The following is a 26579-nucleotide window of genomic DNA, read 5'->3' on the forward strand; positions in this document are numbered from 1 at the left end:
CGACCGTCCGCCTCAGATGTGGTGCGGGGGCTTCTCGTCGAGGAAGCGCGCGAGATCTCCCGCACCACCCTGGCCGGGGCGCTCGCCCCACCCGGTGTCGGTGTCGTCGGACGACTGCCGGTCCAGCGGGTCGTCGAAGACCAGCGCCGGCACGTGCTCGCGCGGCGCTTGCGGGGCCGGGGCCGCGGCGGGCCCCGTAGCGGGGTCGGGGGTGCTGCTCATGCCGTCCAGGGTACGGGGCCGTCCACACGCCCGGCCGCGACGAAGGCCCGGCAGTACGCACGCGGGCGACGCACGACCGGGCCGGCCCGGGAAAGGGTCGAGCCCCGGCACAGGGGGGTGGCGCCGGGGCTCGAGTCTGTGGTGGCGCGGGCGCCTGCAGCGGCGCCCGCCTGACGTCAGGCCGCCTCGATGGACAGCCCGGTTGCGCGCGCCATGCGCTTGAGGTCCGCCAGCGCGTGCTTCTCGATCTGCCGGATCCGCTCACGCGTCAGCCCGTGCTGCTTGCCGACCTCGGTCAGCGTGCGCTCACGGCCGTCCACGATCCCGTACCGCGCCCGGATGATGGACGCCGTCCGGTCGTCGAGCCGGTCGATCAGATCCTCCAGTTCCTCACGCCGCAGCATGACGAGTACGGAGTCCTCCGGCGAGGCCGCCGACGTGTCCTCGACGAGATCGCCGAACTGGGTCTCGCCCTCGTCATCCACCGACATGTTCAGGCTCACGGGGTCGCGCGCCCAGTCCAGTACGTCGGAGATCCGTTCCGGGGTGGAGCCGAGCTCGGCCGCGATCTCCGCGGGCTCCGGGTCGCGCCCGTGCTCGCGGTTGAACTCGCGCTGCACCCGGCGCACCCGCCCCAGCTCCTCCACCAGGTGGACGGGGAGCCGGATGGTGCGCGACTGGTCCGCGATGGACCGGGTGATCGCCTGACGGATCCACCACGTCGCGTACGTGGAGAACTTGAAGCCCTTGGTGTAGTCGAACTTCTCGACGGCGCGTACCAGGCCTGCGTTTCCCTCCTGGATGAGGTCGAGCAGCGGCAGGCCGCTGCGCGGATAGCGTCGCGCGACGGCGACGACCAGGCGCAGGTTGGAACGGATGAAGACGTCCTTGGCCCGCGCACCCGCGGCGGCTATCGTCTCCAGTTCCTCTCGGTCGGCGTCCGCTCCCTGACCCAGCTCCTCGCCCGCGAGGAGCTGCTCGGCGTAGACGCCGGCCTCGATCGCCCTGGAAAGCTCGACTTCCTGCGCGGCGTCGAGCAGCGGCGTGCGCGCGATCTCGTCGAGGTACATGCCGACGAGGTCGCGGTCGGCCATCTCGCCGTGGCCTGCGCGAGCGCTGCTGTTCCCGCCGGTGGTGCTGCGGGCGACGGCACGGGTTGCCATGCGTGCTCCCTTGCGAAGGTTCGGTCGGGTGTCGGATTGAGTGAGCTGCCCCTCCAGCAGCTTCACGCGTGCCTTTCGGCTGCCCACTCGAAAAGAGATAACGACTGGAATCCGGACACAATTCCCAAGCGCCGCCCCGTTTTTTACGATCTTGCAGTACCCTGTCCGGCCACAGCCGGAGGTGGATCATTGCCCGAGTCCGTCGAAGTGCAGGTCAGGCCGGGTGGGGAAGAGGACCTGCAGGCCCTCACCGACCTCTACAACCACTACGTCCGTGAGACACCGGTCACATTCGACCTGGAGCCCTTCTCCCCGGAACAGCGCCGCCCTTGGCTGCTCTCCCACCCGGAAGACGGACCGCACCGCCTTTTGGTTGCCCACGGGACGGAACAGGACGGTACGAACGCACTGCTCGGATACGCCACGAGCAGCCCGTTCCGCCCGAAGGCCGCGTACTCCACCTCGGTGGAGACCTCCGTGTACTGCGCCCCGGAGGCCGGGGGCCGCGGCGTCGGCACCCTGCTCTACACGGCGCTCTTCGAGGCCCTGCGGGGCGAGGACCTGCACCGCGCGTACGCCGGGATCGCGCAGCCCAACGAGGCGTCCGTCCGCCTGCACACCCGTTTCGGCTTCCGCCCGCTGGGCGTCTACCGCGAGGTCGGCCGGAAGTTCGGCCGCTACTGGGACGTCGCCTGGTACGAGAAGGACCTGACCTGAACCGGCGCGCGCTCAGCGCAGCCAGGGAAGGTCCACCGCTCCGTTCTGCGGCTGCAGGCCCTCGGCGATGACCCGGCAGATCTCGCCGAGCTGGCGCACCTGCTCCTCGGAGAGCCGGTCGAAGATCGCCCCGCGCACCGCCTCCACATGGCCGGGAGCGGCCGCGGCGAGCGCTGCGAAGCCCTCGTCGGTGAGGACCGCGAGCTGGCCGCGCCGGTCGGAGGGGCAGTTCTCGCGACGGACCCAGCCGTTCTCCTCCAGGCGGGAGATGGCGTGGGAGAGCCGGCTGCGCGTAATCTTCGAGCGTTCGGCCAGCTCCGTCATGCGCATCCGGCGGTCGGGGGTCTCCGAGAGCCACACCAGCAGCGAGTAGTACGCGTGCGGCATACGCGCGTCGCGCTGGAGCTGCCGGTCGAGTGCGTCCGAGATCAGCTGGGTGGACGCCATGTACGCGCGCCAGGCGCGCTGCTCCTCCTCGCTCAGCCAGCGGGGTTCGGGGGCTCTCGTCGTCATCCTCCCACTCTACGAATTCGACCTTGAACTTTCAAGCAATCGCCGGTACGTTCCCCCTTGCCAGCTTGAAACTTCAAGGAACTCTTCAGGCGAGGGAGCCGTATGACGACCCCGACCGCACCGGACGCAGCCCCCGCCCCGTCGCGCGCGGCCACCCGCACCCGGGTGCGGATCCCCCTGACCTTCCCCGACGGCTGGACGACCCCGGCCGACGTCTTCACCTTCACCGGCCTCGCCGACGGCAAGGAGCACATCGCGCTCGGCCTCGGCCCTCACGAGGGCGCGACGTCTCCGCTGGTCCGCCCGCACTCCGAGTGCCTGACGGGCGACGTCTTCGGCTCCGCGCGCTGCGACTGCGGCCCCCAGCTGCGCGAGGCCGTGCAGCGCATCGCCGAGGCCGGCGGCTACCTGCTCTACCTGCGCCAGGAAGGCCGCGGCATCGGCCTGTACGCCAAGCTCGACGCGTACGCCCTCCAGGACGAGGGCCTGGACACCTACGCCGCCAACCGCGCCCTCGGCCGCCTCGACGACGAACGCGACTACACCGCCGCCGCCCAGATGCTCGGCGCCCTCGGCGTCGACGCCGTCCGCCTGCTCAGCAACAACCCCGACAAGGCGGCGCAGCTGTCCGCGCTGGGCGTCACGATCACCGAGCGGGTGCCGACCGGGGTCCACCTGTCGGAGGACAACGTGCGCTACCTGCGCGCCAAGGCCGAGCACACCCACCACACCCTCGACCTCCCGGCCTGAGGAGGCCCCATGCGCATGCCCGCCCTCTACCTCTCGCACGGCGCCCCGCCGCTCGCCGACGACCCGGTGTGGCCCGGCGAACTGGCCGCCTGGTCCGCCGGGCTCCCCCGCCCCACGGCGGTCCTCATGGTCTCCGCGCACTGGGAGGAGGCCCCGCTCGCCCTCGGCGCCACCACCACGGTCCCGCTCGTCTACGACTTCCGGGGCTTCCCCCGCCACTACTACGAGGTGCGGTACGCGGCCCCGGGCGCGCCCGCGCTGGCCGACTCGGTGCGCAAGCTGCTGCGCGGCGCGGGCACTCCCGTCCAGGACATCCCCGACCGCGGCCTGGACCACGGGGCGTACGTCCCGCTCGTGGAGATGTACCCGGACGCCGACGTCCCCGTGCTGCAGGTCTCGATGCCCACGCTCGACCCGCAGGAACTCATGGACGTCGGGCGCAGGCTCGCCCCGCTGCGCGACGAGGGCGTGCTGATCGTCGGCAGCGGCTTCTTCACCCACAATCTGGCCGCGCTGCGGCACGCCGGCGGGGTGCCGGGCTGGTCGGCGGAGTTCGACGACTGGGGGCACCGCGCGCTGGACGGGCAGGATGTGGACGCCCTGCTGGACTTCGAGCACAAGTCCCCCGCCGGGCGGCTCGCCCACCCCAGGACCGAGCACTTCGCACCGCTCTTCGTCACGATGGGCGCGGCCGAGGACGACCTCGGCGCCCAGCGCAGCGTCATCGACGGCTTCTGGATGGGCCTGGCCAAACGGTCCGTGCAGTTCGGCCGGTAGTCTCCGCAACGCGAAGGGCCCCGCTTCCTCCCATGAAGCGGGGCCCTTCGCCGTACTCGCCGTCTCCGGCGTGCCGTCGTCGTCGACGCGTCCGTCAGTGGGCGATCACCGGGACGGCGACCTCCTCTGCGCCCTCGGCGTCCTTGGTGCCGGACGCCGCCACCACACCGCCGCCACCGGTGGTGGTGATGAAGGTGAAGGCGATGATCGCGGACAGGGCCAGGATGCCGACCGCCCACCAGATCGCGGTGGAGTAGCCGTGCACGGCCGCGGCGTTGACGAAGCCCTGCTTGCCGAGCGTACGGGCCTCGGCAGCGTGTGCGGCGACCCACGTGGTGGTGGCGCTGGCCGCGATGGTGTTCAGCAGCGCCGTGCCGATGGCACCGCCGACCTGCTGCGAGGTGTTGACCATGGCGGAGGCGACACCCGCGTCACGCGGCTCGACACCGTGCGTGGCCAGGCTCATGGCCGGCATGAACGCCGTACCCATGCCGAGGCCGAGCAGGATCTCGGCCGGCAGGACCAGGCCCGCGTAGGAGCTGTCGACCGACAGCTGGGTCAGCAGCAGCATGCCCAGACCCGCCACCAGGAAGCCCGGGGTCATCAGCAGGCGCGGACGGACGCGGGTCATCAGACGCGCGCCAATCTGCGTGGAACCGGCGATCATGCCCGCGATCATCGGGAGGAAGGCGAAGCCGGTCTTCAGCGCGGAGTAGCCCTGGACGACCTGCAGGTAGTAGGTGAGGAAGAGGAACAGGCCGAACATCGCGATGATGGCCAGGCCCAGCGAGAGGTAGACGCCACCGCGGTTGCGGTCGGTCACCACGCGCAGCGGCAGCAGCGGGGCCTTCACGCGGGCCTCGACGACCACGAACGCGACCAGCAGCACGACCGAGGCCACGAACAGGCCGATCGTGGTGCCCTCGCTCCAGCCGTGGGTCTCGGCGCGGGTGAAGCCGTAGACCAGCGAGACCAGACCGGCGGTGGCCAGCACGACGCCGGGGATGTCCAGGCCGCTGCTGTTGCGGCTGCCGGCGGGCTCGTGGACGAAGCGCATGGCACCGAACGCGGCGACGGCGGCGAAGGGGATGTTGACGAAGAACGTCCAGCGCCAGTCCAGGTACTCGGTGAGCACACCACCGAGGATCAGGCCGACGGCACCGCCACCACCGGCGATGGCGCCGTAGATGCCGAACGCCTTGGCGCGCTCCTTGGCCTCGGTGAACATCACCGCGAGGAGCGACAGCGCGGCCGGCGCGAGCAGCGCGCCGAAGGCACCCTGCAGAGCGCGGGCACCGAAGAGCACCCCCTCGTTGGCCGCGGCGCCGCCGATCGCGGAGGCAGCCGCGAAGCCGATCAGGCCGGTGACGAAGGTGCGGCGGCGGCCCCACAGGTCGGCGATGCGTCCGCCGAAGAGCAGCAGGCCGCCGAAGACCAGTGCGTAGGCCGTGATGACCCACTGCTTGTTGGCGTCGGAGATGCCCAGGTCGGTCTGGGCGGAGGGCAGGGCGATGTTCACGATGGTGCCGTCGAGGACGACCATCAGCTGGGCTATCGCGATGAAGGCCAGCGCCTTCCAGCGCTGGGCGTGTGCCAGATCAGGCATGGATGAACTCACTAACGGTACGAAGAGATGACGACATTGAAGACGAAGAGGACATACGGTACGTAACAGAAATGTTGTGGGCGAGTGAATTACGCGGGGGCGCCCGTTCGGCAGGCGGAACTCAGCGACATTGCCGAAGGTCCTCGAAAGTGGCGGAGTCACCCGGGAGTTCGGAGCGCGCCGGCGCCTCCAGGCCGTCCACGAACAACTGCAGATGACGGCGGATGAAGCGCTCCATGCTGCCGCAGTGCTTACCGGGCAGCGGCCGCGTCAGCTGGCTGACGGCCACCATCACGTCGCCGACGTCGATGTCGGCGCGGAGCCGTCCGGACCGCCGCCCGGCGGCCATCAGCTCCTCGATCGCGTGCTCCAAGCGTATGCGGCTCTCCTCGAGCCGCGGGTCCCCCTTGCCGAATCCGGTGGAGAGCATCGGGCACAGCGCGCCCACGCGCTCGTCGGCCGCCTCGTGCACGAAGCGGCGCAGCGCGTCGAAGGCGTCCGGCTCCTGCGCCAGCGCCTCCTCGGCCCGCCGGGTGATCCTGTCCGTCACCGACAGGGCCACCTGGAGCGCGAGCTCCTGGCGGTCGGCGAAGTGCCGGTAGACGGTGGCGTTGCCCACACCCGCCCGCTTGGCTATCTCGTCGAGCGGGGCGTCGGTACCGTGCTCGAGGAGCACCTCGCGGGCGGCGACGATGATCCGCTCGCGGTTGCGCGTGGCGTCCGCGCGGAGCTTCGTGGCGACGACTGCCATGACGGGTACTCCTCTCTGTCCTCGGTGGCGCTCGGTTCCGGGGAGCGAGTCCCCGTTTGTGCGACGTAGGTGTAAACGGGGAGCCGTTCCCCGGATATTTCAGGGTCGCTTGTGAGCTGAGTCACAATCAATGCGGGTGGCTCCGGCAGCGCTTGGGGGGCCTCCCGGACCGTCCGGTCCCGCACGCACGGGAAGGGCCCCGGACGCTACCGCGCGCCCGGGGCCCTTCCGCTCCTGCCGATGCCTGCTCCGCTTACTCCACGACGAGCTCGACCGGGATGTTGCCCCGGGTCGCCTTGGAGTAGGGGCAGACCTGGTGGGCCTGCTCGATCAGGGTGCGGCCGGTCTCGTTCTCCAGCTCCGACGGCAGCTCGGCACGGAGCACGACGGCCAGGCCGAAGCTCGTGTCGTCCTTGCCGATGGTCACCTCGGCGGTCACGGAGATCTCGCTGGTGTCCACCTTCGCCTGCCGCCCGACCAGGGCGAGGGCGCTGGCGAAGCACGCGGCGTAGCCGGCGGCGAAGAGCTGCTCGGGGTTGGTGCCCTGTCCGTTGCCGCCGAGCGCCGGCGGCATGGCCAGCGCCAGGTCGAGCTGGCCGTCGGAGCTGACGGCGCGCCCGTCACGGCCGTTGGCGGTGGCGACAGCGGTGTACAGCGCGTCCATGGAACGTCCTCTTTCGATCGGTTGCGATCCCGTTGACGACAAGTAGAGCACACAACTGAGTTGCACACAACTAAAACGTGGACGGTCGGGCTACCCTGGACCCATGACCGCCACCGCGCCCGCCCGCGCCGGGGACCACCTCCGGCTCGAGAACCAGATCTGCTTCTCCCTGCACGCCGCCTCGCGCGCCTTCGGCGGCGTCTACCGCGTCGTGCTCAAGGACCTCGGCCTCACCTACCCCCAGTACCTGGTGATGCTCGTGCTCTGGGAACACGGCGCCCTGCCGGTCAAGAAGATCGGCGAGCACCTGCGCCTCGACTCCGGCACCCTCTCCCCCCTCCTCAAGCGCCTCGAGGCCACCGGCCTCGTACGCCGCGAGCGCTCCACCGACGACGAGCGCTCCGTCACCGTCCACCTCACCGACGCCGGCACCGCGCTGCACGCCAAGGCCCTCCAGATCCCGCTCCGCATCTCCGCCGCCACCGGCCTCGACCTGGAGGAGATCAACGACCTCCGCGCCCGCGTCGACCGCCTCACCGCGGCCCTCACCGCCGCCGACCTCGACGACGGCCCGCCCTGCGGCTGACGCCCCTCGCGGGGCGCCACACACCACGGCACCCGGCGCAATCGCCGGCACACCCCTGACCCTCATCCGCTAGGCTGTCCCACGCCTCCGCCTCAGTAGCTCAGGGGATAGAGCACCGCTCTCCTAAAGCGGGTGTCGCAGGTTCGAATCCTGCCTGGGGCACAAGGGAAAAGACCCCGGACCGATCAAGGTCCGGGGCCTTTGACATCCACTTTCGACATCAACGGCAGCGGTCGACGGCAGCTATCGCGCTGGTCTTCCGCCTCTGGATGTGGTCTTTCCGCCTGCCGTGTCGTGCCCCAAAACCGCTTGCGACCGAGCTCTACCGACGTGACACGATGCCGGTCCGGCATGGTCGACAAGGGGGTGCGGACGTGACCAAGGACGAGGCCGTCAGGCAGCTGAGGATGCTCGCGCGGTCGCGTGCGTTCGGACGGCCCGTGGGCTCTGATCGGCTCATCGCAGCGGCTCTCGACGCCCTCCTGGCCGACGTGGACACGCCGTCGCTGCCACTCCTTGCCGGCCTCGGGCGGCGCGAGGAACCCGAAGCGTCCGAGCTGTTCGATCAGGTGATGGACGAGCTCGGCTTCGTCTTCGAACCACCGGCGGATCCGACTGCCGCTCGTTGGGAACTGGCCTACTGGCTTGCCGAGCAGATCGCCGATGGGTCGCTCGACCCCGCAACCGGCGCGGACATGATCTGGACCGAAGCAGCCAGTGAACTCCGGTATCCGCCTGAGTTGGAGCCCATCGTCTCGTGCGCCATCGCGCTCGACGACTGGAACGAGAACTGGTCAACCCCGTGGGAAGAGATCACCAGCGATGTCGTCCTCGCTGTTCACGAACTGCTGCGGAACCGAGCGTCGTCAGCCTCGAGGCACTGAGCCCGCGTCACGGGGTTGATCGCCTAGGCGGGCCCAGGTCAGCGGGCTCCCGCATCACTTCCAGAAGAACTGGCCGTTGCCGGGCGGAGATGAACGACCATGCGTGACGTGACACTGGCCGGAAGGCGCTTTGTCGTAACTCGATTCACCAACATCATCGATGACTGCTGGACCATGGAATATGCGGAGCTGGGTGGCGATCTGGAGATTGCTGTGTCGCGCTCATTCGAAGCACCTGATGACCAACTAGAGGTCTGGGCATCCGCAGAACTGTCCCCCGCCCTCACAGCAGCTGCACTTGAGGACGCACGATCCTGGCTCGCTGATACCGACTGACGGCCGCCAGATCTCGCGGGAAGCTCCGCGCGTAGCTCTCGCAGCACAGTCTCAGGTTGCACACGGCTCCCCGCAAACGGGCGGTGTACAGCAGCGAAGTACAGCAACCTCCGCGCCCACGGCCAACCATCACCAGCCCCAGGCGACTGGCCGGCGTGCCGGGCAGACCTCAGCGACCGTCGTGCCCATAGTTCGCGTCGAGGGGATCGGCGTGCCACAGCCGTGCCAGGTTAGGCGGTGTCGAATGGGGACCCACCGGGAACAGCGGTGACGGGGTCGCTTTGCCGCAGGTCAGCGTCCGCCCAGGTGAGGCGCGGTCCGCAGCCTCAGTCTTCCAAACTGGGTGTGCACCGCGACGAAGTCAGATGGATGAGGCAGACGACCCTGTCCGCACCCCGGGTCCCGTGCTTTACCGTGCGGGCGGCCTCACCTCGCGACAGCCTACGCGGGTGCGTGGACTCCATCCCGAGCCGCCCCAGCACTAGCCCTCAACGCCCAGCTTCGTAAAATGCGAGGCACGATGATTCTCAACGTAACTTGCGGCGATCGCCAGTGGTTCGCTGAAACAGGCGACGAAATCTCCTCGGTGGTTGCAGAGGCTATGGGTTCCCTACAGGGCTGGAACCAGCAAGGCGAACATTGGTTCCCGGGCACCACCGCTTGGTTTGCGTGGTCGGACCGCCGGCACGTGGATAGAGCGGATATGCCGAACAACTTCCTTGTGGTCTCCATTAATAAAGAGACCGGCTACGGTGGTCTGATTTGGTTCGTGAATGCGGGGTACCCTGGCCCAGAGACGGACGAGGTCCTGGACAACATCTGGGTCTCCGATAACCCCAACCCTCCCGATTTTGATCCGGGAGTAGTATCGAATCCAGAAGAACCCTACTGGTTCGATCTGCGCAGCACGCTGCCAGCCGAACAAATCGAAGCTGCTGTCGAGGAGTTCTGCCGTGTACGCACAGGCATTCGTCCCGAGTGCGTACAATGGACGCTCGGTGAGGTAAGTGGGAGGCGTGCAGACCGCGATTTATAGCCCCACGACGAACTCGTCCCTTTGAGGCCACGGCATGCGCCTGTCCTCGGCTGGCTGCATCTGCGGTGCTGGTCCCCTGGGGTAGACACGGCGCGCCCGCCCGGATGCCTGTTGTACAGCAGCGAAGACAGCAACTCCGGGGCCCCCCAGCGGTCGACACCGGTCTCGAGGGACCTCCCGGTGACCTCTATGGCCCCTGCTGACCGGTCTGGCTATAGCTACGGATCAGAAGGTCGCCGTGCCCGTTCCGTGCCCGAGAGGGCGGTAAACCACGGTCAACGACGGTTGCTGGGGCGAGCTCAATGGCTCGCCCCAGCTGTCGTTGACGCTGTTCAGAGCACGACCTGTGCCGCAAGGGCCGGTGATTCCCAAGCTCAGCGTCCACAGAGATAAAAGAGTCCTGCTGCTCAGTCAGTCCGCGGGTGGGATGGTCGCTACTCTCGGTTTCGTGAGCGAAGACAGCCAGCGCATAGCGAACTTCCGAGTCAACCTCGTGCCGGCGGTCCTGGCCCTGGCCAACCCTCCGTGGCAGCGGGACGTGTGGCTGGATCCGTCAACCTTCGAGAATCTGGACCACATCTTCCACACACTCTTCGATGACTTCTGCGACGCCGACCACCCAGATCGCTATCTCGGCATCAGCTTGGGGACCGATGAAGGGGTCGATCTCATGCGGCAACTGTGCGGTGCACTCAAGGCCGCAGAGGCCGAGGCCCCCAACGACGCCGACGCGGAGTACCTCCAGGCAACCGCATGGCCCGAGGTTGTGGCCGTTGCCGGACGACTCGCGCAAGTCATGGTCGCGAACGACCTAGGCGAACTTGCCTCCCTACACGAAGCCAGGCTCACCGACGAGTCATAGCGTGAGTAATAGGGCTGGCAGCCCTGTTGCCGCCCCGTCTCAGTTTCCGTCTCATTCACCAGCGTCCGGGGCCGTCTGCCCGGGTACGGCAACAGACCCAAGCCTCCCCGTCGAACCCGCGCGGGCACAGGCGTACTGCCCTGGATAGCCCGCTGACCTGGACCAACAGACTTGGAAGGCGTGCACGCCGACCGGGCCCTCTTCGCCCTGACCCGTGGATGCCCGGTGAACCTCTCGATACTCTGCGTCTCGTTGCCGAGGGAGGTCGCGTTGGAAACGTCGAATCAGGTTGCGCTGCTGGCCGCTGGCGTGGCGGCACTAGCGACGGTCCTGGGCTACTTGGCCAACCAGTACGCCAGCCGGCGAACTCAGCGGCGCGACCTTTTCGCAAGCGCTCTAGCGGCAGTTCGGGCCTACCAAGATCTTCCGTACCGGATACGGTGGCGCGCCCGCAGTGACGAGGAGACTCGGGCGGCTCTCGGAGAACTGACATACACGACACTGGAGAACATGCAGAACTCCCGTGCCCTGCTCGAATTGGAATCCCGGATCGTAGCCATGGCGTACACGGATCTCGTGCGCGAGACCCGCAGACTGGGCGGACCCTTCCGCCAGAGCACCTGGCGGACCCCTCCGGCACAGGGCGATGAAGCGTTCGACCAGGAAGACCCCGGGTACCGCTATGAAAACCAACCAGAGCTAGAACTCTGCCTCATGGCCATGCGACGGGAGCTGCGGCCCTACGGTCCCCTCCTTCGGCGCGGCACTCGTCGTCGTATCCTGTCCCATCGCCGGCGGCGGGCGGTCAGTTCGCGGACCAGTTCGTAAGCCCGTGCCCGATGCGTGCCCGATCAGTTGGTGAGCCACGGCCAATCGGAGTCGTCGGCGAGCTCAACCGCTCTGTGCAGGATGCGGTCACGTAGCTGGTCACGACCAGTCTCAGACAAGCCAGACCCGGTGATTCCCAAGCTCAGCGCTCACCGTCACTACGGCGAACCCAACTCGGTGCTGCGTTGTTGCGGTGCTGCGCGGGATCCTGACGGCAGAAGATGACGGCAACGAAGCCGTATACGCGCGGACGTCGGCGGCGCTCCAGTGAAGCTTCCCCTCGATCGTGGACACCTGGAGACTGGGATCTTGAGGTTCCAGAGGAAGTAGCACCAGGTGGGAAGTAAGTACACGAAGCGTTACACCGAGGAGTTCAAGCGGGATGCGATCGCGCTCGTTGATTCCTCGGGCAAGACGGTCACTGCCGTCGCTCGGGAACTCGGCATCAGCTCCGAGTCCCTGCGCGGCTGGTACCGCCGGGCGAAGGCAGACCAGGGCGAGGGCAAGTCCGGTGAGCTGACCAGCGCCGAGCGCGAGGAGCTCAAGCGGCTGCGCAAGGAGGTCCGCGAACAGCAGCAGACGATCGAGATCCTGAAAAAAGCGACGGCCTTCTTCGCGAAGGAGAACGACCGGTGAGCGAGCTGTACCGGTTTATCCACACGGAGAAGGCGAACTATCCGATCATTCTGCTGTGCCGGGTGCTGAAGGTCGCCCGGTCCTCCTACTACGCCTGGTGCGAGGGCGAGGCCGCCCGCCGTGCCAAGCGGGCCGCCGACGACGCACTCGCACACGAGATCACCGTGGTGCACATCGCTTCCCGGCACACCTACGGCGTCCCGCGCATCCACGCCGAACTGCGCCGCCTGGGCCGACGGGTGAACCGCAAGCGCGTCGCCCGCGTGATGCGTGAACGCGACATCCGCGGCGTCACCCGGCGCAGACGGCGTTCGCTGACCCGGCCGGACGCGAAAGCGAAGCCGGCCCCGGACCTGATCGGCCGCGACTTTCATGCCGAACGCCCCGGGACCAAGCTGGTCGGCGACATCACTTACCTGCCCACCGCCGAGGGCTGGCTCTACCTCGCCTGCTGGCTGGACCTGGCCACCCGCGAAGTCGTCGGCTACGCCATGGCCGACCACCACCGCGCCGAGCTGGTGGTCGACGCTCTCGACATGGCGCACGGCCGAGGCGGACTCGAGCCCGGCTGCGTGGTCCACAGCGATCGCGGCAGCGAATACACCTCGACCCAATTCCGTGAGCGCATAGGGAGGTTGGGGCTGCGGCAGAGCTGCGGACGCACCGGATCATGCTTCGACAACGCCGCCGCGGAGAGCTTCTGGGCCCTGCTCAAGGAAGAGATCGGCACCCGCACCTGGCCCGACCGGGCCACCGCCCGCGCCGAGGTCTTCTCCTTCATCGAGACCTTCTACAACCGCCGCCGCCTACGCAAGCACCGCACGTTCGGCTACCTCACCCCGGCCGAGACCAGGCAACGTCAGCAGCACACGCTCGCGGCATAACGATCACGTGTCCGAGATCACGGGGAAACTTCACCAGGGTGCTGGGTTGCTAGCTGCCGGCCTCTCGTGGCAGACGGCAAACCCCGGCGAACGAACTCCTGAAGCTGGTGTCGCAGATTCGAATCCTGCCTGGGGCACATGGCGAAGAGCCAGTTCAGGGGCTTGATCCCCGGAACTGGCCCTTTCTCGTGACCACGGTGATGCCACATCCGTGCCACGACGTCCACTACGAGTCCACGTCACCTCGCGCCTTGCGGATCAGCGACCCGAGCCGATCGGCGATCTCGGCCGTTGCCACGTGCTGATAGATCAACGCGGCGCGCGGAGTGCTGTGGCCCATCCTGGTCATCAGGTCCCGCAGGCTCACGCCGGAGGCGGCCAGGGTGTTCCCCGTGTGTCGGATCGTGGAAGTGCACGTCCGCCGTGATGCCCGCCTTGGAGCGCGCGCGGATCCAGTCGTCCCGGAAGTTGCTCCGCCGCAACTGCCCACCCCGGGGGCCGAGGAAGACGTGACCGTCCCGGCCGGGCCGGGCGTAGGTGTCGGGTGACACTGAACGTCCGACAGCAGTTCGCTCGGGAAGCCAGGTGGATCGGGTCGGCGCAGCCTCCAGTGCGCTGCACCTGTTCGTGCAAGCGCTCAAACCCGGGGTCGTTGCAACCCGCAGCGCGTCGACCAGGGTCAGCGGATCGGTGCCGCAGGCGCCGCGGCGTCAGCCACGGCCGCCGGCGCAACCTGCGTCAAGCTGGAGATATGTCCGAGACTTCACTCAGCCTGAGCCGCTACGACGGACCCGCCACGGTTGGCGGCATCGACTTCACCGAGGTCCACCTCAGCGAGCACGCCAGAACCGAAAGTCGCGAGTCCCGTACGGGCTGGGAGGGGACCGCTGAGGCCGCCCGCAGCGAGGCACCTGGCATCAGCCCAGAGTGGGCGCTGAAGCCGGGACCGCTGGAGGTACGCCTGCCAACCGGCGGGGTCGGCAGCGCCAACATCCGTAGCCTCTCACTCACGTGCGGCGACTTCTGGGTTGTCGAGCTGCTCGGTGTGGGCCCGCATCCCATGGCCTAGAGCCTGTCGTCAAACGTCAGGCCCACATCAGAAGTGATGCGAGGGTGACGGCGGCCTGGAAGGACTGAGCGGTCTTGTCGTAGCGAGTGGCGATGCCGCGCCATTGCTTGAGGCGGTTGAAGCAGCGTTCCACGACGTTGCGGCGCTTGTAGACCGCCTTGTCGAAGGCCGGGGGTCGTCCACCGCGGCGTCCGCGGCGGCGCCGGTTGCGGATCTGGTCGACGCGCTCGGGGATGGTGTGCGCGATGCCCCGTTCACGCAGCCAGGTGCGGATGGCCCGTGAGCTGTAGCCCTTGTCGCCGATGACGTGCGAGGGCCGGATTCGGGGCCGGCCAGGTCCGATCCAGGGCACGCGGATGGCCTGCATGATGGCGGTGAACTGGGTGCAGTCGTTGGTGTTGCCGCCGGTGATCGTGAAGCCGAGCGGGCGGCCCAGTCCGTCGCAGGCGAGATGGATTTTGCTGGTCAGGCCGCCGCGGGACCGTCCGAGCCCCGGGTTGTGGGCCCCCCTTTTCGGGCCCCGGCGGCATGCTGGTGGGCCCGCACGATGGTGGAGTCGACGGACACCATCCAGTCGACGGCACCGGCAGCATCCGCCTTCGCCTGGGCTGCCCGCAGCATCCGGTCGAAGGTTCCGTCTGCAGCCCACCGGCGGAAACGGGTATGCAAGGTGGCCCAGGACCCGTATCGCTCAGGCACGTCCCGCCAGGCGGACCCAGTCCGGAACTTCCACACGATCCCGTTCAGGACCATGCGGTCGTCCAGCCGCTTCCGCCCCGACTCGGCATGGGGCAGCAGCGGCCGGACGAACTCCCACTCGGCGTCTGACAGTTCATGGCGACGTATCACCGGACCATGATCCACCAGGCAAGATCGTTTGACGACACGCTCTAGTGAGCGTCGCCGGTCTACTACATGCTCGGTCTTGCGGCGCTGCCCGGTCTCACGACCTTGCGTTCGCGGAGCGGGCCCGTTGGCTCCACATCTGCCAACGGGACCGTGCCATTGTCAGGGCAGGAATTCGTAGAACGGGCGGCCAGGCGCACGGTTGCGAGAACACACGGTCACGTCCTCACCCCTGAGGTAAGCCAACAGCCACTCGCCGAACGTCATCACGTAGAGAGTCCAGGCCGGGCTGTCAAACTCCTGGACCACGACGCGCCAGGGCGACGAGGGGTCGTCGGGAACGCGAAGGAAAACCGCCTCGCCCGTCGTGGCCGTCGCCACCGGTATCAACTCACCGGGGCTCGCCCCCACCGGACTGGGCAGGAACTCCGCCATGTCCTCCTCACGCCAGAACTCGAGATCCTCCCTGACCTTTTCGCCCAGACTGTGCAGAAGATGATCGGCGGGATGCTTCAGATACAACTGCCCGTTGATCTCGATTGAACCGTAGGCGTCGACGATCTCACGGAAGTCCGCAGGAAACTCGATACCAAGTTCCTGCTCCAAGGCCATCCACGGAGCCGGATCCGACCAGTTGAACCGGGACTCACCCAACAGGGCTTCGATCTCCGCAAGCGTTGCCATCGCCATACCCTTCTGGCACTCCAGCCGTAGATCGCGATCTTGCCAGTGGGGCAACGGGAGGCGGGTCAGACCACAGTACTTGTTACCGATTTCTCTACCTCATCAAGGCACCCGGAGTCGCTCACGCTCCGCCGGGCGCGCGGCCCGCGTCCGGCCGCGCCCACGCTCCTGCCTCCGTCCCGCTCGGCGCGCCGTCCGCCGCCGCGCGCCCACATAGGTAGGCCCGAGGGCCATGAGGTCAGAACCGCGATGACTGGGTCGGCTGGCGCTCCGATGCTTTAGGCAGCCACCATGGAGCGAGCCTCGAGGATCGGGGCCCACATCGGGCTATTGCGGGCAGGTCCAGAGACTGCCCGAGTCGCGGGAAGCTTACGGGCCCCGATCTCTCGCCCCATGGCAGCCCCAGCCCAAAGCCTCTCCACACCGGCCTCATGCGAGAGCGCCCTCCCGGCCGTGGCGGGCCATGGAGGGCGCTCAAGTGACGCCAGAACCTCCTACAGCTTGGAGGCTTCAATAGCGAGGGACTGGGACGGCCTTATGCCCAGTCAGTGCAGGAGTTGAGGAAGGTGCTCCCTTCGAAGCGAGCAATCTCGACACCCTTCTCGTAGATGCCGTAGCTGCTCTGGGCCGTGGTGGACCACACCTTGGTGGTGCCGTTGCCATCGGCGTTGGTGTGCCAGGGCCACGTGAGGGTCTGCCCGGTGTCCGTCTTGGTGAGGTAGCGAACTCGGACGCTGTGGCCATCGGCCGATGTGTCCTTGACCGAGAGAGTCACCTGCACCTCGGCCCTCGGGTCAGAGCCGTTGACGGACACGGACGAGCCAGAAGCGCCCGTAGTCGAGCAGCTGGCGGTCTTGGTCACTGCGGCCGCAGCGCTCGAAGTGGAAGCTGCTCCCACCGTGAGCGCGGTTGCCGCGAAACACACACCCAGGGTGCGGCTGGCCATCTTTACGCGGTTCACGTTAACTCCTTTTGGATCTTGAGATGGTGAAGATCAGACCACCTGCAGGGAGCACCAACAAGAACGTTTTCAGACGTGTGTGCTGTCTTGTTCTCGGTTCGGGCGAGTCGGAAGGAGACGGTTGCGGTCGCGTGCCCAGCGCCCCGGGGCCGTGTCTGGGCCGTCCAAGGGCGCTCAAGGGCGACAATGGTTGGCGGGTTGACCGCAGGTCACAGGGCTGGTCGCCTCGGTTATCCCAGGTCGGCGGAAGCCCGATTCACTTCCAGAAGAACTGATCACGCGCCCTTTCGCGCGCTTGCTACTTTCTGGAACCGTGAGCCAGAGTGGTGCCCAAGCAGCTGCATTCTTCAGGGACGTCGCACGCGAGCGGACGGTTTGGTTCGTACGTGACGATGCCGGCAGCCCTGCCCCGATGGACTCCAGCGGACGGGGAGCAGCTCCGTTCTGGTCCACGGCCGCGCGCGCGAAACGGCCGCCGAACTCTGGGGTGGAAACCTTCGAGTCGAGTCTCTGACGTTGGACCACTGGCGCAATGCCGAGCTTCCTGACCTGTCCGACGAACAATTGCTAGTCGGATCAACTGGTCGGGCCCACGGTTGGTGGGATGGAGCTTCACCGTCCCCGAGGTGATCAATCGCCTCACCCACGCGCTCGGCGAATCTTCCCCCGGTCCAACACCGGCCTCCGGTTAGGCGAGCGACCCGTGAGGGCCCCTCTCAGTGACCGTGCCACATCCGTGCCAGAACGGGAGGGGACTCACGGGGAACCGGGGTGCCGAGGGGTGCGGCTGCCGGACTCTGTTCAAGGTGGGGAATCCACAGGTCACGCCGGTGCTCGCCCCACCTCGGTCCTAAGGCGGTGCTCATATGCCGGTTGGGCCGCTTACGGGGCCGGAGGCTTCCAGGCGGTGGACGAGTGCACGCAGGGCCCGGAGTTCGGCGTCCAGTGCCTGCGTGCCCTCGCGGGTGAGGGCGATCCACGTGCGGGGGCGTTTGCCGGCGTAGCCTTTCTCCAAGGTGATCAGGCCTGAGTCCTCCAGCACCTTCAGATGCCGGGACAGGTTTCCGTCGGTGACGGCCAGTTGCTTCTTCAGGAAGCCGAACTCGACCCGGTCGGCTTCGCGAGCGACGGTGAGGATGCCGAGCCGCACGCGCTGGTGGACGGTGTCGTCCAGCGCGTGGGTCGGATGCAGTCCTTCGTGGTTGTCACGCGCGGCGGACGAGTCCTCGACGCTCATGAGGCGACGGTACGCGTACCGGCAGCGCCCGGGGAGGCCCGGCGGCGGACCGCCACCCGCTCCGCCAGACCAGCGAGGAGTAGGACGGCCGCAAGCAGAAAAGCCTTGGCCTGCGGGCCGTCGGTCCAGCCGGGGTGGATGGGGTGCTCCCAGGGGAGCCAGCCGCTGCCCCAGGAGGCTCCCAGGTAGCCCGTGAGGACCACGGCGTGAGCAGTGCCGGCCGCTGCGGCGATCCAACTGCGTTCGGCCATGCCGAGGGCGAGGAGTCCGACGCCGACCAGGTACCACGGGGAGGCGTAACTGTTCTCCAGCAGTGCGGCCTCCCACGGTTGGTTCCTGCCGAACAGCAGCATGACCAGGGCCGTCGTGATCGCCGCGGTGGCTGTGACGGTTGCGCGAATCCACACAGCGCGGCGCGGGACGATGCCGCGAGTCTCGCCACGCAGGCGATACCAGCGGGCGAAGACGAACCATGCCACGGGGAGGAGCGCGAACCAGACGCCCCAGGCCGCGAAGCGCAGGACGGCGCCGTCGAACTCGCCTTTCAAGCAGGGAGTTCCCGGCTCATGCACGACGCACAGGCCAGTCAGCTCGGCGTAGGCGAAGGCTGGATAGGACCCGATGTAGCGCCCGTGGGCCCCAAAGTTGAAGGCGTACCGGGCGACCGGAGTGGCCGCCAGCGCCAGGAGACCGAAGCCGAGGAGGGGGACCCACGAGCCGTTCAGCTGCGTGCGGGTCCTGGCCCGCAGGCCTTCCGTCGCGGCCAACAGGCCGGCCGCCCGCGTCCTCGTTTCGGATTCCGCGCTGCTCGGTGCGGGTGCTCCCATGATGTCCCCCGGTAGTCGCGCTTCAGCAGCGCTGGAAATCGGATTGCCAGCCGGCCACCCGCCACTCACTAACTTTGCGATGCAAAGTACATGGCAGTCAAGAGCAAGCGTCATACCCTCCGTTCCCAGGCGAGCCCCCTGGGGATCAGCCACGGTCACTGCGGCCATGGCCAGTCCCATAGAGCGTCCATCCCGCGAAGGGTTCGGGACGTAATAACATAAGTCGACTCGATTGCATGCTCGGGGCCGAGGCAGAACGACCGCGCGTTGATCGCGAACAGCGCGCCCAATCCGTCCTTACCGACGCGCGTTCAGCGCGTTCTGCCGTACCCAATGCGTGCCAGATCGGGGCGGTAACCGACAGTCGATCAGGGGCCACCGCGAACCCCCGCAACGGCATCTTGAGCCACCAGACCTGGCGGGTCAGGATCTGTTTGGTGTTCGTCCAACCTTGCGATTCCCAAGCTCAGAGTGCGGCACCCAGTAGCCCATCGCAGCAGCCATCGGCGTCGGTCGGCGATCTCTCGGTCTCGGCCGTTGACCATGCTGATAGATCAGCGCACGCGGAGTGCTGTGGCCCATCCTGGTCATCAGCTCCCGCAGGCTCACGCCGGAGGCGGCCAGGGTGTTCCCCGTGCGTCGTAGATCGTGAAAGTGCACGTCCGCCGTGATGCCCGTCCTGGACCGCGCACGGATCCAGTCGTCGCGGATGTTGCTCCGCCGCACCTGCCCACCCCGGGGGCCGAGAAAGACGTGACCGTCCCGGCCGTGCCCGGCGTAGGTGTCGAGGTGCCACTGAACGTCCGGAAGCAGTTCGCTCGGGAGGGCCACTCATGCCAGCTCCCGCCCAAAGCCGCTCCGCCGACCTCGTGCCTCAGCTGCCCGCACTTACCGACCTGCAACCTTGACTGGACGTGATCAAGGCCTGGATAAGATCACGCCCGACACGTACAAGGTTGGGGGCGGGACCTAGTGAAGCGGCAACTGATTTCGATGGCTTGCGGTGGAACGGCGGCTCTGGTGCTGCTGGCAGGTTGCAGCAATTCCCGCGCTGAACCGAACCCTGACCGAGCCGCCTCGCCGGCTGCGTCCGCAGGCCAGGAGGTGGCTCCCCAGTCGCCCAAGGCAGCAATTGCCGTTCACGTCAAGACGGTCTTGGAGCACCGCCTCACTCCCAATGAGTCGCGGTTCGGTTCAGGCACAGGGTCGCCCTGCTCAACCTCGTCAGCGCGGATGTTCACTGCCGAGTGCCGCTCCGCAGCGGAAGCCACAGGGGCCGATGCATCGTTCGCTCTGGAGCAGATCGAGCACCACGAAGGCTTTGCGACGCTGCGTTCTGTCGCCAACAAGCTCCGGACCGCTGTCGCTAGGTACCAACAGCTTGGCTGCGCCAACAACCCGACCAGCGCATCGACCCGTCACGCCTGCCTTGAGCCTGCGGCCCTCATCGCTCAAGGCTTCCCAGATCTTCGCGATGGCGCCAACCTCGGCCTGGGGGGGCTCTAGGCCACGGTCCGACCGGGTCGTCTCCGGGCCGTCCGGTGGTGCTCAATGACAACCAAACTGACAACCGCTGACAGCCCAACCGCAGGTCAGAGTACCGACCAAGAACGTCTCCCAGGTCAGGTGACCGGCGAATCACTTCCAGGAGAACTGATCCGACCACCTTCGGCAGGGTACGGATGCGTTTCCTGATCAATGCGGACCGGCGCATGGTGGTGGTCTTCGAGCCGACCGCGGCCGAGTACGTGATGGAGCCGGACAAGGACGTGGTCGTGGAGTGGTTCGGAGACGGCGATGACGGCATGGTCTCCTTTGAAGCTGAGGACTTCGTTGTGCACGCGCCGAGCGGCGGCTACAACAGGGCCTGGGACTCCGAAGGCATAGAGATCTACATAGGGCCTGAATCAGGACCAGACGCACGCTGACGTATCGGGCTGGCCGCATGACAGACTTCCGTCCATGACGCACAGCCGAAAGGGCCATGCCGCGTAGGCGCCCCTCACGCCTCCGGGCGAACAACAGACGCTTTGCTGCCAATTCCGGCAGTTACTCAAAGATCAGCCGACTCTCGGGCCCCGCTCAAGCACAAGTCATCGAGTTGGAACGAACCCGGCTCCAGCCCGGCCTGGTAGGGCAAGCTCTCTCCCGATGGGCAGCCATCGCACAAGCGCCGAAGGACCAGCTTCCCTCACCGTTCAGTGACCGGTGCGGCGTCCCAGACTGCTGCCCTGAGCCCTCAGACGAGCGAGATCTACTGGAGCTGGCGATCTGTGCTCTCCCAAGAAAGACAGCCCGAGAGTTGCGCAGCATCGTGCAGACTCTCGACCTGAAAATCCTCGAAAGACCCGATGGCCTGCCATACGGCGAGCCGACACCTTGTTGGTGGCGAGACGCCTTCTGATCCGACCGTGCCTCATCGCCGAGTTGGTGCTGTTGGGCCTGATCCGCTGTGGCGGACATCCGAGATCTGGGGTTCAGCCCCGGAGGATGTCCGTCATGGAGAGCATGGGGAAGAAGAAGCCACGCCCTCGCCGTTCGTTCGTACCGGAGCTCAAGGCCGAGATCGTCGAGCTGTGCCGACGCGGGGACCGCTCGGTCGGCCAGGTCGCCGAGGACTTCGATCTCACCGAGACCACGGTGCGCGACAGGGTGAAGCAGCCCTGTCGCTGCACCCCGTGGGGCAGTCGGCCCCTGACCGCTGTGGGTGGTCAGGGGCCGGTCGGTACTGGTCACGCGGAAGCCGTGGGATTCGACGGAACAGAGCACGTCCTGGCGGCACTCGGGGAAGCGAGAGGTGCTCCCGACGGCTGATCCGTGCCGGTCAGCCCAGCACGTTCGTCGTCCAGTCGTGCTGGTCCGTCCCGAGCAGGGTGAACCGCTTGAGCCAGCCCTTCGGGCCGCCCACCGTGCGGTAGGCGTCCACGCCGTACATCGACTCGGTGCAGAGTTTGAGGCCGCGCTCCCGGACGCAGGTCGGCTTGGGCGGGACGTGCTGGGAGCCCATCGGGGGCGAGCTTTTCGCGGGCTCGGGCAGGTCCGGCTGGACCGTGGTCGTGATGTACCTCCCCCCGACCAGGAAGCTGATGGTGGTCGTCCAGGGCACATGCCTTGCCCAAGGGGTCGGATCCTCCTGGAAATAGGCCGAGGAAAGCGTGAGTCCCGCGGGCACATCGCTGATCCGGTACGGCAACGGAATCGCCCGGTGAGCCACGACGACCCCTTCCGCGATCCGGTGCAGGATCTCCTGTGCGCCGGTACCTGCCATGTAATCGGCGCTCAGTTCGGCCCAGCGGCCGTCCGCTGTCTGCCAGCGCAGAGTCCACGCGCCGGCGGGCCCCCAGGCGGCCGTCGCGCTCTTCCCCACCCAGTACGCGGGGCGGCCGTTGACCGACGGCGCCTCGACCCGGTGCTGCCGCGGGCCTCCCGGGTAGAAGGGCCGCCCGGTCGAGGGCGTGGTCCCCTCGGGGTAGACCTTGAGCCAGAGGATGGGTGCGACCGAACCGCCTTCGGGGACCTTGCCTTGGGCCCGCACGACGGTCTTGCCCTTCTCTGGCAGATAGCCGAGGGCGTCGATGTTCTTCGGGAGCCAGCCGAAGGACGCCTCCACGGTCAAGGGGGCGTGGCCTGTGTCCGGAGCGGGGGTGGGAGCGGTCCAGACCCGGGGCGCGGCCGGCGTCGGCCGCTCGGCCCGGTCGACACCGGGCGGCAGGAACGACACCACCGCGGTCGCCGCCACCGCGGCCGCCACCGCGCCCAGCGCCGCGAACCGCCTGCGCCGCACCCGGACCCTGCCCTCCCGCACCGCCCTGGCCACATCGACACCACTCGCAGGCGCAGCCGTGCCGGCCAACTCACCCAGCTCCCGGGTCAACTCATCGGTCCCGTCACGCATCACACAGTCCTCCCAGCAGTAGTGGCGGAACGGGCAGCGAGCACCCCACGCAGAGCCTGAAGACCACGCGCCGTCTGGCTCTTGACGTTCCCCGGAGAACAACCCAGCGCATCGGCGGTCTGCTCGACGCTCAGATCGTGGTAGTAGCGGAGCACCAAAGTCGCGCGTTGCCGGGGCGGAATCGCCGCCAACGCCCGCCGCAGATCAAGAGAGGCATCCGGATCGGCCGGCGGCGCCGGATGGTCCTCCACCGGCCGGCCCTGCCACCGAGCCGCCCACCGCAGCCGCGGCGAACGCTGCTCCGCCAAAAAGGTGTTCACCAGCACCACCCGGGCATAACCGTCCGGGTTCTCCGCACGCCGCATCCGCCGCCAGTGGACGTACAACTTCGTGAAGGTCTCCTGCACCAGGTCATCAGCCCGATGCCAGTCCGAACACAACAAAAAGGCCACTCTGCGCAGCCAGTCCGCCCTGGACTCGGCGAACTCCCTGAACTCCTCATCACGCCCGCGCTCCGCCATGAACGGCACTCCTCTCCAGGCCGCACTCCAGGTGAAGCCCGACACCCTGATGCCAGAAGCAAGGCGAAAGGTTGCACGACCCACGTGCTGACGGCGGTCATTTCTCCCGTCGTGGTGCGGCGGGATCGTCACCGTGCATGGGGGTCACCGGTGACCGGCCTGTCACCAGCCGGGCAGAAGCACCAGGTGCCCCCGGTAGCCTCCCTCCCGGAGAGGTCGGACGGCGGCTCCTCCAGGCACGGCCTACTCCGGTGCGCGATAGGCGGCGGCCAGGTAGTCGCCGACGTTGTCCGAGGCGACGAAGACGATCCGCCCGTCCGTCAGCCGTATCGCGAAGCACTTCTCCACTTCGCCCTTCGCGATGAAGTTCAGCTCCGGCACGGAGTAGCGGCCGACGATCTTCCCCGTCGCGGGATCCTGAGCGGTGAAGGAGTTGTACTTGTGCCCCTTCTTCCGCCATTCCTGGATCGGTTGCCGCGTCACGCCCGGTTCTCTCGCCACGAACTTCCGACCGTCATCGCCTCCCATGGGGTTCAGATCCGTGCCGGTACGCGCGTCGTACGTGGACCCGCCGACCAGGCCCCGGTCCTGTGAGTCCAGTGCCCTTGACGCACTTGCCGGGTAATCCAGCTGCCGGTAGTACATGCTGTGGCCGTCCGACAACCGGATGGCCTCGAGCGACATGTTCGAGACGCGGACGATCCGGTCGTCCATCACCCAGACGGCATGCACGTAGTCGTAGTCCCCCGCGTACCCCGTCGGCACGTCCCAGAGCTTCCTCAGGATCGGCCCGTGCCCGCCGTTGGCGTCGTCGGGGTTGTCCCCGCCCGCACAACCGGAGAGCCCCGGCCCCCCGAGGAGACCCAACGCGACGACCCCCGCGGCGCATCTGGATCTGCGGGGCTTCCGGGGGCCGGATCGGCGGATGGATCGGACGGCGCGCACGAAGTCAGCCCCCACGAGACGAACGACAGATCCGCACAGCCTAAAGGTCGTCCCCGTACGGGGGGGGTTGCCCGGTGAGGGCGAGGTCGGGGCACCGTCCAAGCGTGTCCGGACGGCCAGTGGGCACGTCCGTGGTCAGCACCTGCGATGCCACCACGCCAGATCCGGGTCCGCCAGGGGCTCATGGTGCGTTCGTCCGAGAAGGACCGTGTCCAGGCGTTCCACCTGCACTCGGAGTTCGGTGGCGGCCCGCGGCGGAAGGAGGAGCAGGGCCTCTTGCAGCTTGTCCCGGGCCCAGCCCTCGCCACAACAGGGGCACGTGAACTCGGCTTCCCAAGGCCTCCACCGGCGCTTGGTGCCGTGAACGCGCACAGACCATCCGCTGAGCGCCACTGACACGATGCCCGGGGACAACCGCTCCCGTTCGAGCACACGGATGGCAGCATTCGCCGCCCCCGACAGACCCGGGACATCGCGATGACGGATCCAAGGGCTTCCCCATCCGCGATCTCGCGGTCGAAGCGAAGCCGGCCTTCTACGCGGCACGGCCCCTTCGGATGAAAGTCATGGACGGCATCTTCCCACGCCCCGGGATCGACCGGCCGGCTCGCGGGCGGAGGTCGGCACGAGGCAAGTGCCTACGGAGCCGGCCGTTCGACACCCGGTCCCCACGCTCGAAGGCGGCCCTCACCCTCGCCAGATGAGGAACTCGTGCGCTGTCGCGATCAGGGCACGCGCTGCGGCGCTGGGCGTCCGCTCGGACGCAGTGGCCAGGGAGAACGGCCAGTCCAGGTCGGCGCCGTCGATGGTCAGCGTGGCGACGCCCTCCGCCTTGGCGAGGGCGGGCCGTGGCAGGAGCGCCACGCCCAGGCCGTTGCGGACGTAGGCCACGCCGGTGGGGAGGTCGGTGATCTCGAGGGCGACACGACGGGTCACGGAGGCGGCGGCGAAGGCCTGATCGGCGACGGTCCTGATGCCGTAGCTCACGGGGAAGTCGACGAAGTCCAGGCCGGCCAGTTCGGTGATCGGCACGGTGCGGCGTTCCGCGAGCGGATGGCCGGCCGGCACGACGAGGTCGAGCACCGAGGCGACGAGGTCGGTCAGCGTGATGCCGGTGGGATGCGGTCCGGGCAGGGAGACGAAGGCGAGGTCGAGCCGCCGTTCGAGGAGGGCGTCGATCAGGCCCTGGGAGCCGGAGGCGGCGGCGCTGGTCTGCAGGAGCACGCCGGGGTGACGCCGGTGGAATGCGCCGAGGAGCGCGGGAAGGTCGATGAGCCCCACCGTGGTCATCGTGCCCAGCCGCAGGGTGCCGCGCAGTCCCCCGCGGACCTCGGCCACCGCGTCCACGGCTTCCCGGGCGGCGTTGAGGGCGGCATGGGCGCGCGGGAGCAGGGCGGCACCGGCATCGGTGAGCAGGACGCGTTTGGAGGTGCGTTCCAGCAGCGGCGTGCCGAGTTCTCGCTCGAGGTTCTTGATCGTGGTCGAGACCGCGGACTGGACGACGTGCAGCCGTGCGGCGGCACGGGTGAAGTTCGCTTCCTCGGCGACGGTGACGAAGTGCTCGAGTTGGCGCAGTTCCACACTCCCAATATCCCACAGGTATCTCTCGGCGAGATGGCTGCGGTCTCCGACTTTCGTTGGACGGCGACCGTTGCGTACGGCGACCCTGTTCACCGGGGGAACTGCTCGAATGAGGAAACGGCTCACCACAGGAGGCTTGGAGATGACCTACAAGACGCCACCGACATATCTGGGCAGCGGCGACCCGGTGCGGCAGCGCAAGGACTACTACCCTCCTTGGCTGGACAATCTCGCCGATGATGTGACGCTGGAGGCCGGTGTCTTCAACGGGACCATCCACGGAGCCAAGGACGTTCTCGCGATACTGTCCTACGCGCGCACCCTGTACGAATTCCAGGACTTCATCTACATCGGCACATACGGAGAGAACGGCTTCGTCGAGGACTACGCGGCGACGGTGGACGGCAGGCCGATCGCCAATATCGCCGTCGTCTACATGAACGACGAAGGGAAGACGCAGCATCTTGTGATGAACCACCGGCCGCTGCCGATGCTCCGGTACTTCTCCCGGAAGCTGGGCGAGCACTTCGCCGGTACGGAGTATGCGAAATACTGTGCCGACCCGTCGGATGCCGACCGCGACTGAACACTTTCCCGCCCGTTTCGCAATCGGGTAAAACTGGTGGCCTTTGTGTCACCCGAGGCGATTTTCGCCTTTCTCGCCGACCTGGCGAAAGCGAAGACCGGCCGCACCATGGAGAATGAACACTGTCCGCTCTTTACGCGGACACCGCCAAGGGTCGTGACCTGATCGACGACCCGCAGGTGTAGGCGGGCGAGAACTTTTGCGGGGCACGG

At 67.7% G+C, this 26579-nt stretch carries 29 protein-coding genes, 1 tRNA gene and 4 pseudogenes; 16 read left to right on the forward strand and 18 right to left on the reverse strand.

Features of this window, described 5'->3' with window-relative positions; translation table 11 throughout:
- Window positions 1-12: 12 nt before the first annotated feature.
- Both AC1VWI_RS19760 and AC1VWI_RS19765 read right to left on the reverse strand, forming a co-directional pair.
- Window positions 13-222 carry a hypothetical protein gene (locus AC1VWI_RS19760; protein WP_499512339.1) on the reverse strand — a complete coding sequence of 70 codons (210 nt, stop codon included), beginning with the start codon at window positions 220-222 and terminating at the stop codon, window positions 13-15.
- A gap of 176 nt (window positions 223-398) precedes the next feature.
- Window positions 399-1385: a sigma-70 family RNA polymerase sigma factor gene (locus AC1VWI_RS19765; protein WP_499512340.1), complete on the reverse strand. Its 987-nt coding sequence runs from the start codon at window positions 1383-1385 to the stop codon at window positions 399-401.
- A gap of 189 nt (window positions 1386-1574) precedes the next feature.
- Between AC1VWI_RS19765 and AC1VWI_RS19770 the strand changes: the two genes are divergently transcribed.
- Entirely contained in the window at window positions 1575-2102 is a 528-nt protein-coding gene (locus AC1VWI_RS19770; RefSeq protein ID WP_499512341.1) for a GNAT family N-acetyltransferase, read from the forward strand.
- A 12-nt stretch (window positions 2103-2114) separates the two neighbouring features.
- Here the strand turns inward: AC1VWI_RS19770 and AC1VWI_RS19775 are convergent, their stop codons facing one another.
- Entirely contained in the window at window positions 2115-2615 is a 501-nt protein-coding gene (locus tag AC1VWI_RS19775; RefSeq protein WP_499512342.1) for a MarR family winged helix-turn-helix transcriptional regulator, read from the reverse strand.
- Window positions 2616-2717: 102 nt separating this feature from the next.
- Between AC1VWI_RS19775 and AC1VWI_RS19780 the strand changes: the two genes are divergently transcribed.
- Both AC1VWI_RS19780 and AC1VWI_RS19785 read left to right on the forward strand, forming a co-directional pair.
- Complete coding sequence (locus AC1VWI_RS19780) at window positions 2718-3365, forward strand: GTP cyclohydrolase II (RefSeq protein ID WP_499512343.1); 648 nt, start codon at window positions 2718-2720, stop codon at window positions 3363-3365.
- Window positions 3366-3374: 9 nt separating this feature from the next.
- On the forward strand, window positions 3375-4142 hold the full coding sequence (locus tag AC1VWI_RS19785) for a dioxygenase family protein (protein WP_499512344.1): 768 nt from the start codon (window positions 3375-3377) through the stop codon (window positions 4140-4142).
- A 94-nt stretch (window positions 4143-4236) separates the two neighbouring features.
- On the opposite strand, the gene AC1VWI_RS19790 is transcribed toward AC1VWI_RS19785, so the two are convergent.
- From AC1VWI_RS19790 to AC1VWI_RS19800, 3 genes are all read right to left on the reverse strand, one after another.
- Complete coding sequence (locus AC1VWI_RS19790) at window positions 4237-5748, reverse strand: MFS transporter (protein WP_499512345.1); 1512 nt, start codon at window positions 5746-5748, stop codon at window positions 4237-4239.
- A gap of 121 nt (window positions 5749-5869) precedes the next feature.
- Window positions 5870-6499 (reverse strand): TetR/AcrR family transcriptional regulator, encoded by a 630-nt coding sequence (locus tag AC1VWI_RS19795; protein WP_499512346.1) that lies wholly within the window; start codon window positions 6497-6499, stop codon window positions 5870-5872.
- 253 nt (window positions 6500-6752) lie between these two features.
- Entirely contained in the window at window positions 6753-7163 is a 411-nt protein-coding gene (locus AC1VWI_RS19800; protein WP_499512347.1) for an organic hydroperoxide resistance protein, read from the reverse strand.
- 103 nt (window positions 7164-7266) lie between these two features.
- On the opposite strand from AC1VWI_RS19800, the gene AC1VWI_RS19805 reads away from it, so the two are divergent.
- From AC1VWI_RS19805 to AC1VWI_RS19840, 8 genes are all read left to right on the forward strand, one after another.
- Window positions 7267-7749, forward strand: a complete 483-nt coding sequence (locus AC1VWI_RS19805) for a MarR family winged helix-turn-helix transcriptional regulator (protein ID WP_499512348.1) — start codon at window positions 7267-7269, stop codon at window positions 7747-7749.
- An 89-nt stretch (window positions 7750-7838) separates the two neighbouring features.
- A tRNA-Arg gene (locus AC1VWI_RS19810) sits at window positions 7839-7911 on the forward strand.
- Window positions 7912-8123: 212 nt separating this feature from the next.
- A complete protein-coding gene (locus tag AC1VWI_RS19815) occupies window positions 8124-8633 on the forward strand; it encodes a hypothetical protein (protein ID WP_499512349.1) in 510 nt (169 codons plus the stop codon).
- A 99-nt stretch (window positions 8634-8732) separates the two neighbouring features.
- Window positions 8733-8969 (forward strand): hypothetical protein, encoded by a 237-nt coding sequence (locus AC1VWI_RS19820; RefSeq protein WP_499512350.1) that lies wholly within the window; start codon window positions 8733-8735, stop codon window positions 8967-8969.
- Window positions 8970-9489: 520 nt separating this feature from the next.
- Complete coding sequence (locus AC1VWI_RS19825; RefSeq protein WP_499512351.1) at window positions 9490-10005, forward strand: Imm1 family immunity protein; 516 nt, start codon at window positions 9490-9492, stop codon at window positions 10003-10005.
- A 448-nt stretch (window positions 10006-10453) separates the two neighbouring features.
- Window positions 10454-10867, forward strand: a complete 414-nt coding sequence (locus tag AC1VWI_RS19830; protein ID WP_499512352.1) for an SCO4402 family protein — start codon at window positions 10454-10456, stop codon at window positions 10865-10867.
- A gap of 1164 nt (window positions 10868-12031) precedes the next feature.
- Window positions 12032-12331, forward strand: coding sequence for a transposase (locus AC1VWI_RS19835; RefSeq protein WP_499508795.1), 300 nt, complete (start codon window positions 12032-12034; stop codon window positions 12329-12331).
- Entirely contained in the window at window positions 12328-13215 is an 888-nt protein-coding gene (locus AC1VWI_RS19840) for an IS3 family transposase (RefSeq protein ID WP_499508794.1), read from the forward strand. Before AC1VWI_RS19835 ends, AC1VWI_RS19840 begins: the two co-directional genes overlap by 4 nt.
- Window positions 13216-13441: 226 nt before the next feature.
- Here AC1VWI_RS19840 and AC1VWI_RS19845 read toward each other — a convergent pair.
- Both AC1VWI_RS19845 and AC1VWI_RS19850 read right to left on the reverse strand, forming a co-directional pair.
- Window positions 13442-13795, reverse strand: a pseudogene (locus AC1VWI_RS19845) (tyrosine-type recombinase/integrase); the annotation flags it as partial.
- Between the two features lie 2 nt (window positions 13796-13797).
- Window positions 13798-13933 (reverse strand): annotated as a pseudogene (locus AC1VWI_RS19850) (replication initiation protein); the annotation flags it as partial.
- A 33-nt stretch (window positions 13934-13966) separates the two neighbouring features.
- On the opposite strand from AC1VWI_RS19850, the gene AC1VWI_RS19855 reads away from it, so the two are divergent.
- Window positions 13967-14284, forward strand: coding sequence for a hypothetical protein (locus AC1VWI_RS19855; RefSeq protein WP_499512353.1), 318 nt, complete (start codon window positions 13967-13969; stop codon window positions 14282-14284).
- A 16-nt stretch (window positions 14285-14300) separates the two neighbouring features.
- Here the strand turns inward: AC1VWI_RS19855 and AC1VWI_RS19860 are convergent.
- From AC1VWI_RS19860 to AC1VWI_RS19885, 6 genes and pseudogenes are all read right to left on the reverse strand, one after another.
- A pseudogene (locus AC1VWI_RS19860) lies at window positions 14301-15130 on the reverse strand (IS5 family transposase).
- Between the two features lie 162 nt (window positions 15131-15292).
- Window positions 15293-15814, reverse strand: coding sequence for an SMI1/KNR4 family protein (locus AC1VWI_RS19865; RefSeq protein ID WP_499512354.1), 522 nt, complete (start codon window positions 15812-15814; stop codon window positions 15293-15295).
- Window positions 15815-16349: 535 nt separating this feature from the next.
- A complete protein-coding gene (locus tag AC1VWI_RS19870; protein ID WP_499512355.1) occupies window positions 16350-16775 on the reverse strand; it encodes a hypothetical protein in 426 nt (141 codons plus the stop codon).
- Window positions 16776-17637: 862 nt separating this feature from the next.
- A complete protein-coding gene (locus AC1VWI_RS19875) occupies window positions 17638-18012 on the reverse strand; it encodes a transcriptional regulator (RefSeq protein WP_499512356.1) in 375 nt (124 codons plus the stop codon).
- Entirely contained in the window at window positions 18009-18560 is a 552-nt protein-coding gene (locus AC1VWI_RS19880) for a hypothetical protein (RefSeq protein WP_499512357.1), read from the reverse strand. The genes AC1VWI_RS19875 and AC1VWI_RS19880 overlap by 4 nt, the downstream gene beginning before the upstream one ends.
- Before the next feature lie 764 nt (window positions 18561-19324).
- A pseudogene (locus AC1VWI_RS19885) lies at window positions 19325-19670 on the reverse strand (tyrosine-type recombinase/integrase); the annotation flags it as partial.
- 402 nt (window positions 19671-20072) lie between these two features.
- Between AC1VWI_RS19885 and AC1VWI_RS19890 the strand changes: the two are divergent.
- The 3 genes from AC1VWI_RS19890 (at window position 20073) to AC1VWI_RS19900 (ending at window position 21653) form a co-directional block, all read left to right on the forward strand.
- A complete protein-coding gene (locus tag AC1VWI_RS19890) occupies window positions 20073-20345 on the forward strand; it encodes a hypothetical protein (RefSeq protein WP_499512358.1) in 273 nt (90 codons plus the stop codon).
- A 176-nt stretch (window positions 20346-20521) separates the two neighbouring features.
- Window positions 20522-20767 carry a hypothetical protein gene (locus tag AC1VWI_RS19895; RefSeq protein WP_499512359.1) on the forward strand — a complete coding sequence of 82 codons (246 nt, stop codon included), beginning with the start codon at window positions 20522-20524 and terminating at the stop codon, window positions 20765-20767.
- A 571-nt stretch (window positions 20768-21338) separates the two neighbouring features.
- Window positions 21339-21653 (forward strand): transposase, encoded by a 315-nt coding sequence (locus AC1VWI_RS19900; RefSeq protein WP_499512360.1) that lies wholly within the window; start codon window positions 21339-21341, stop codon window positions 21651-21653.
- Between the two features lie 10 nt (window positions 21654-21663).
- Here the strand turns inward: AC1VWI_RS19900 and AC1VWI_RS19905 are convergent, their stop codons facing one another.
- From AC1VWI_RS19905 to AC1VWI_RS19920, 4 genes are all read right to left on the reverse strand, one after another.
- Window positions 21664-22734, reverse strand: a complete 1071-nt coding sequence (locus AC1VWI_RS19905; protein ID WP_499512361.1) for a hypothetical protein — start codon at window positions 22732-22734, stop codon at window positions 21664-21666.
- On the reverse strand, window positions 22734-23255 hold the full coding sequence (locus tag AC1VWI_RS19910; protein WP_499512362.1) for a SigE family RNA polymerase sigma factor: 522 nt from the start codon (window positions 23253-23255) through the stop codon (window positions 22734-22736). Before AC1VWI_RS19910 ends, AC1VWI_RS19905 begins: the two co-directional genes overlap by 1 nt.
- A 243-nt stretch (window positions 23256-23498) precedes the next feature.
- Window positions 23499-24122, reverse strand: coding sequence for a hypothetical protein (locus tag AC1VWI_RS19915; protein WP_499512363.1), 624 nt, complete (start codon window positions 24120-24122; stop codon window positions 23499-23501).
- Window positions 24123-24887: 765 nt separating this feature from the next.
- On the reverse strand, window positions 24888-25781 hold the full coding sequence (locus tag AC1VWI_RS19920) for a LysR family transcriptional regulator (RefSeq protein WP_499512364.1): 894 nt from the start codon (window positions 25779-25781) through the stop codon (window positions 24888-24890).
- A 142-nt stretch (window positions 25782-25923) separates the two neighbouring features.
- On the opposite strand from AC1VWI_RS19920, the gene AC1VWI_RS19925 reads away from it, so the two are divergent.
- A complete protein-coding gene (locus AC1VWI_RS19925) occupies window positions 25924-26367 on the forward strand; it encodes a hypothetical protein (RefSeq protein WP_499512365.1) in 444 nt (147 codons plus the stop codon).
- Window positions 26368-26579 lie beyond the last annotated feature (212 nt).

The sequence above is a fragment of the Streptomyces sp. TOM-9 genome, from assembly GCF_056858595.1.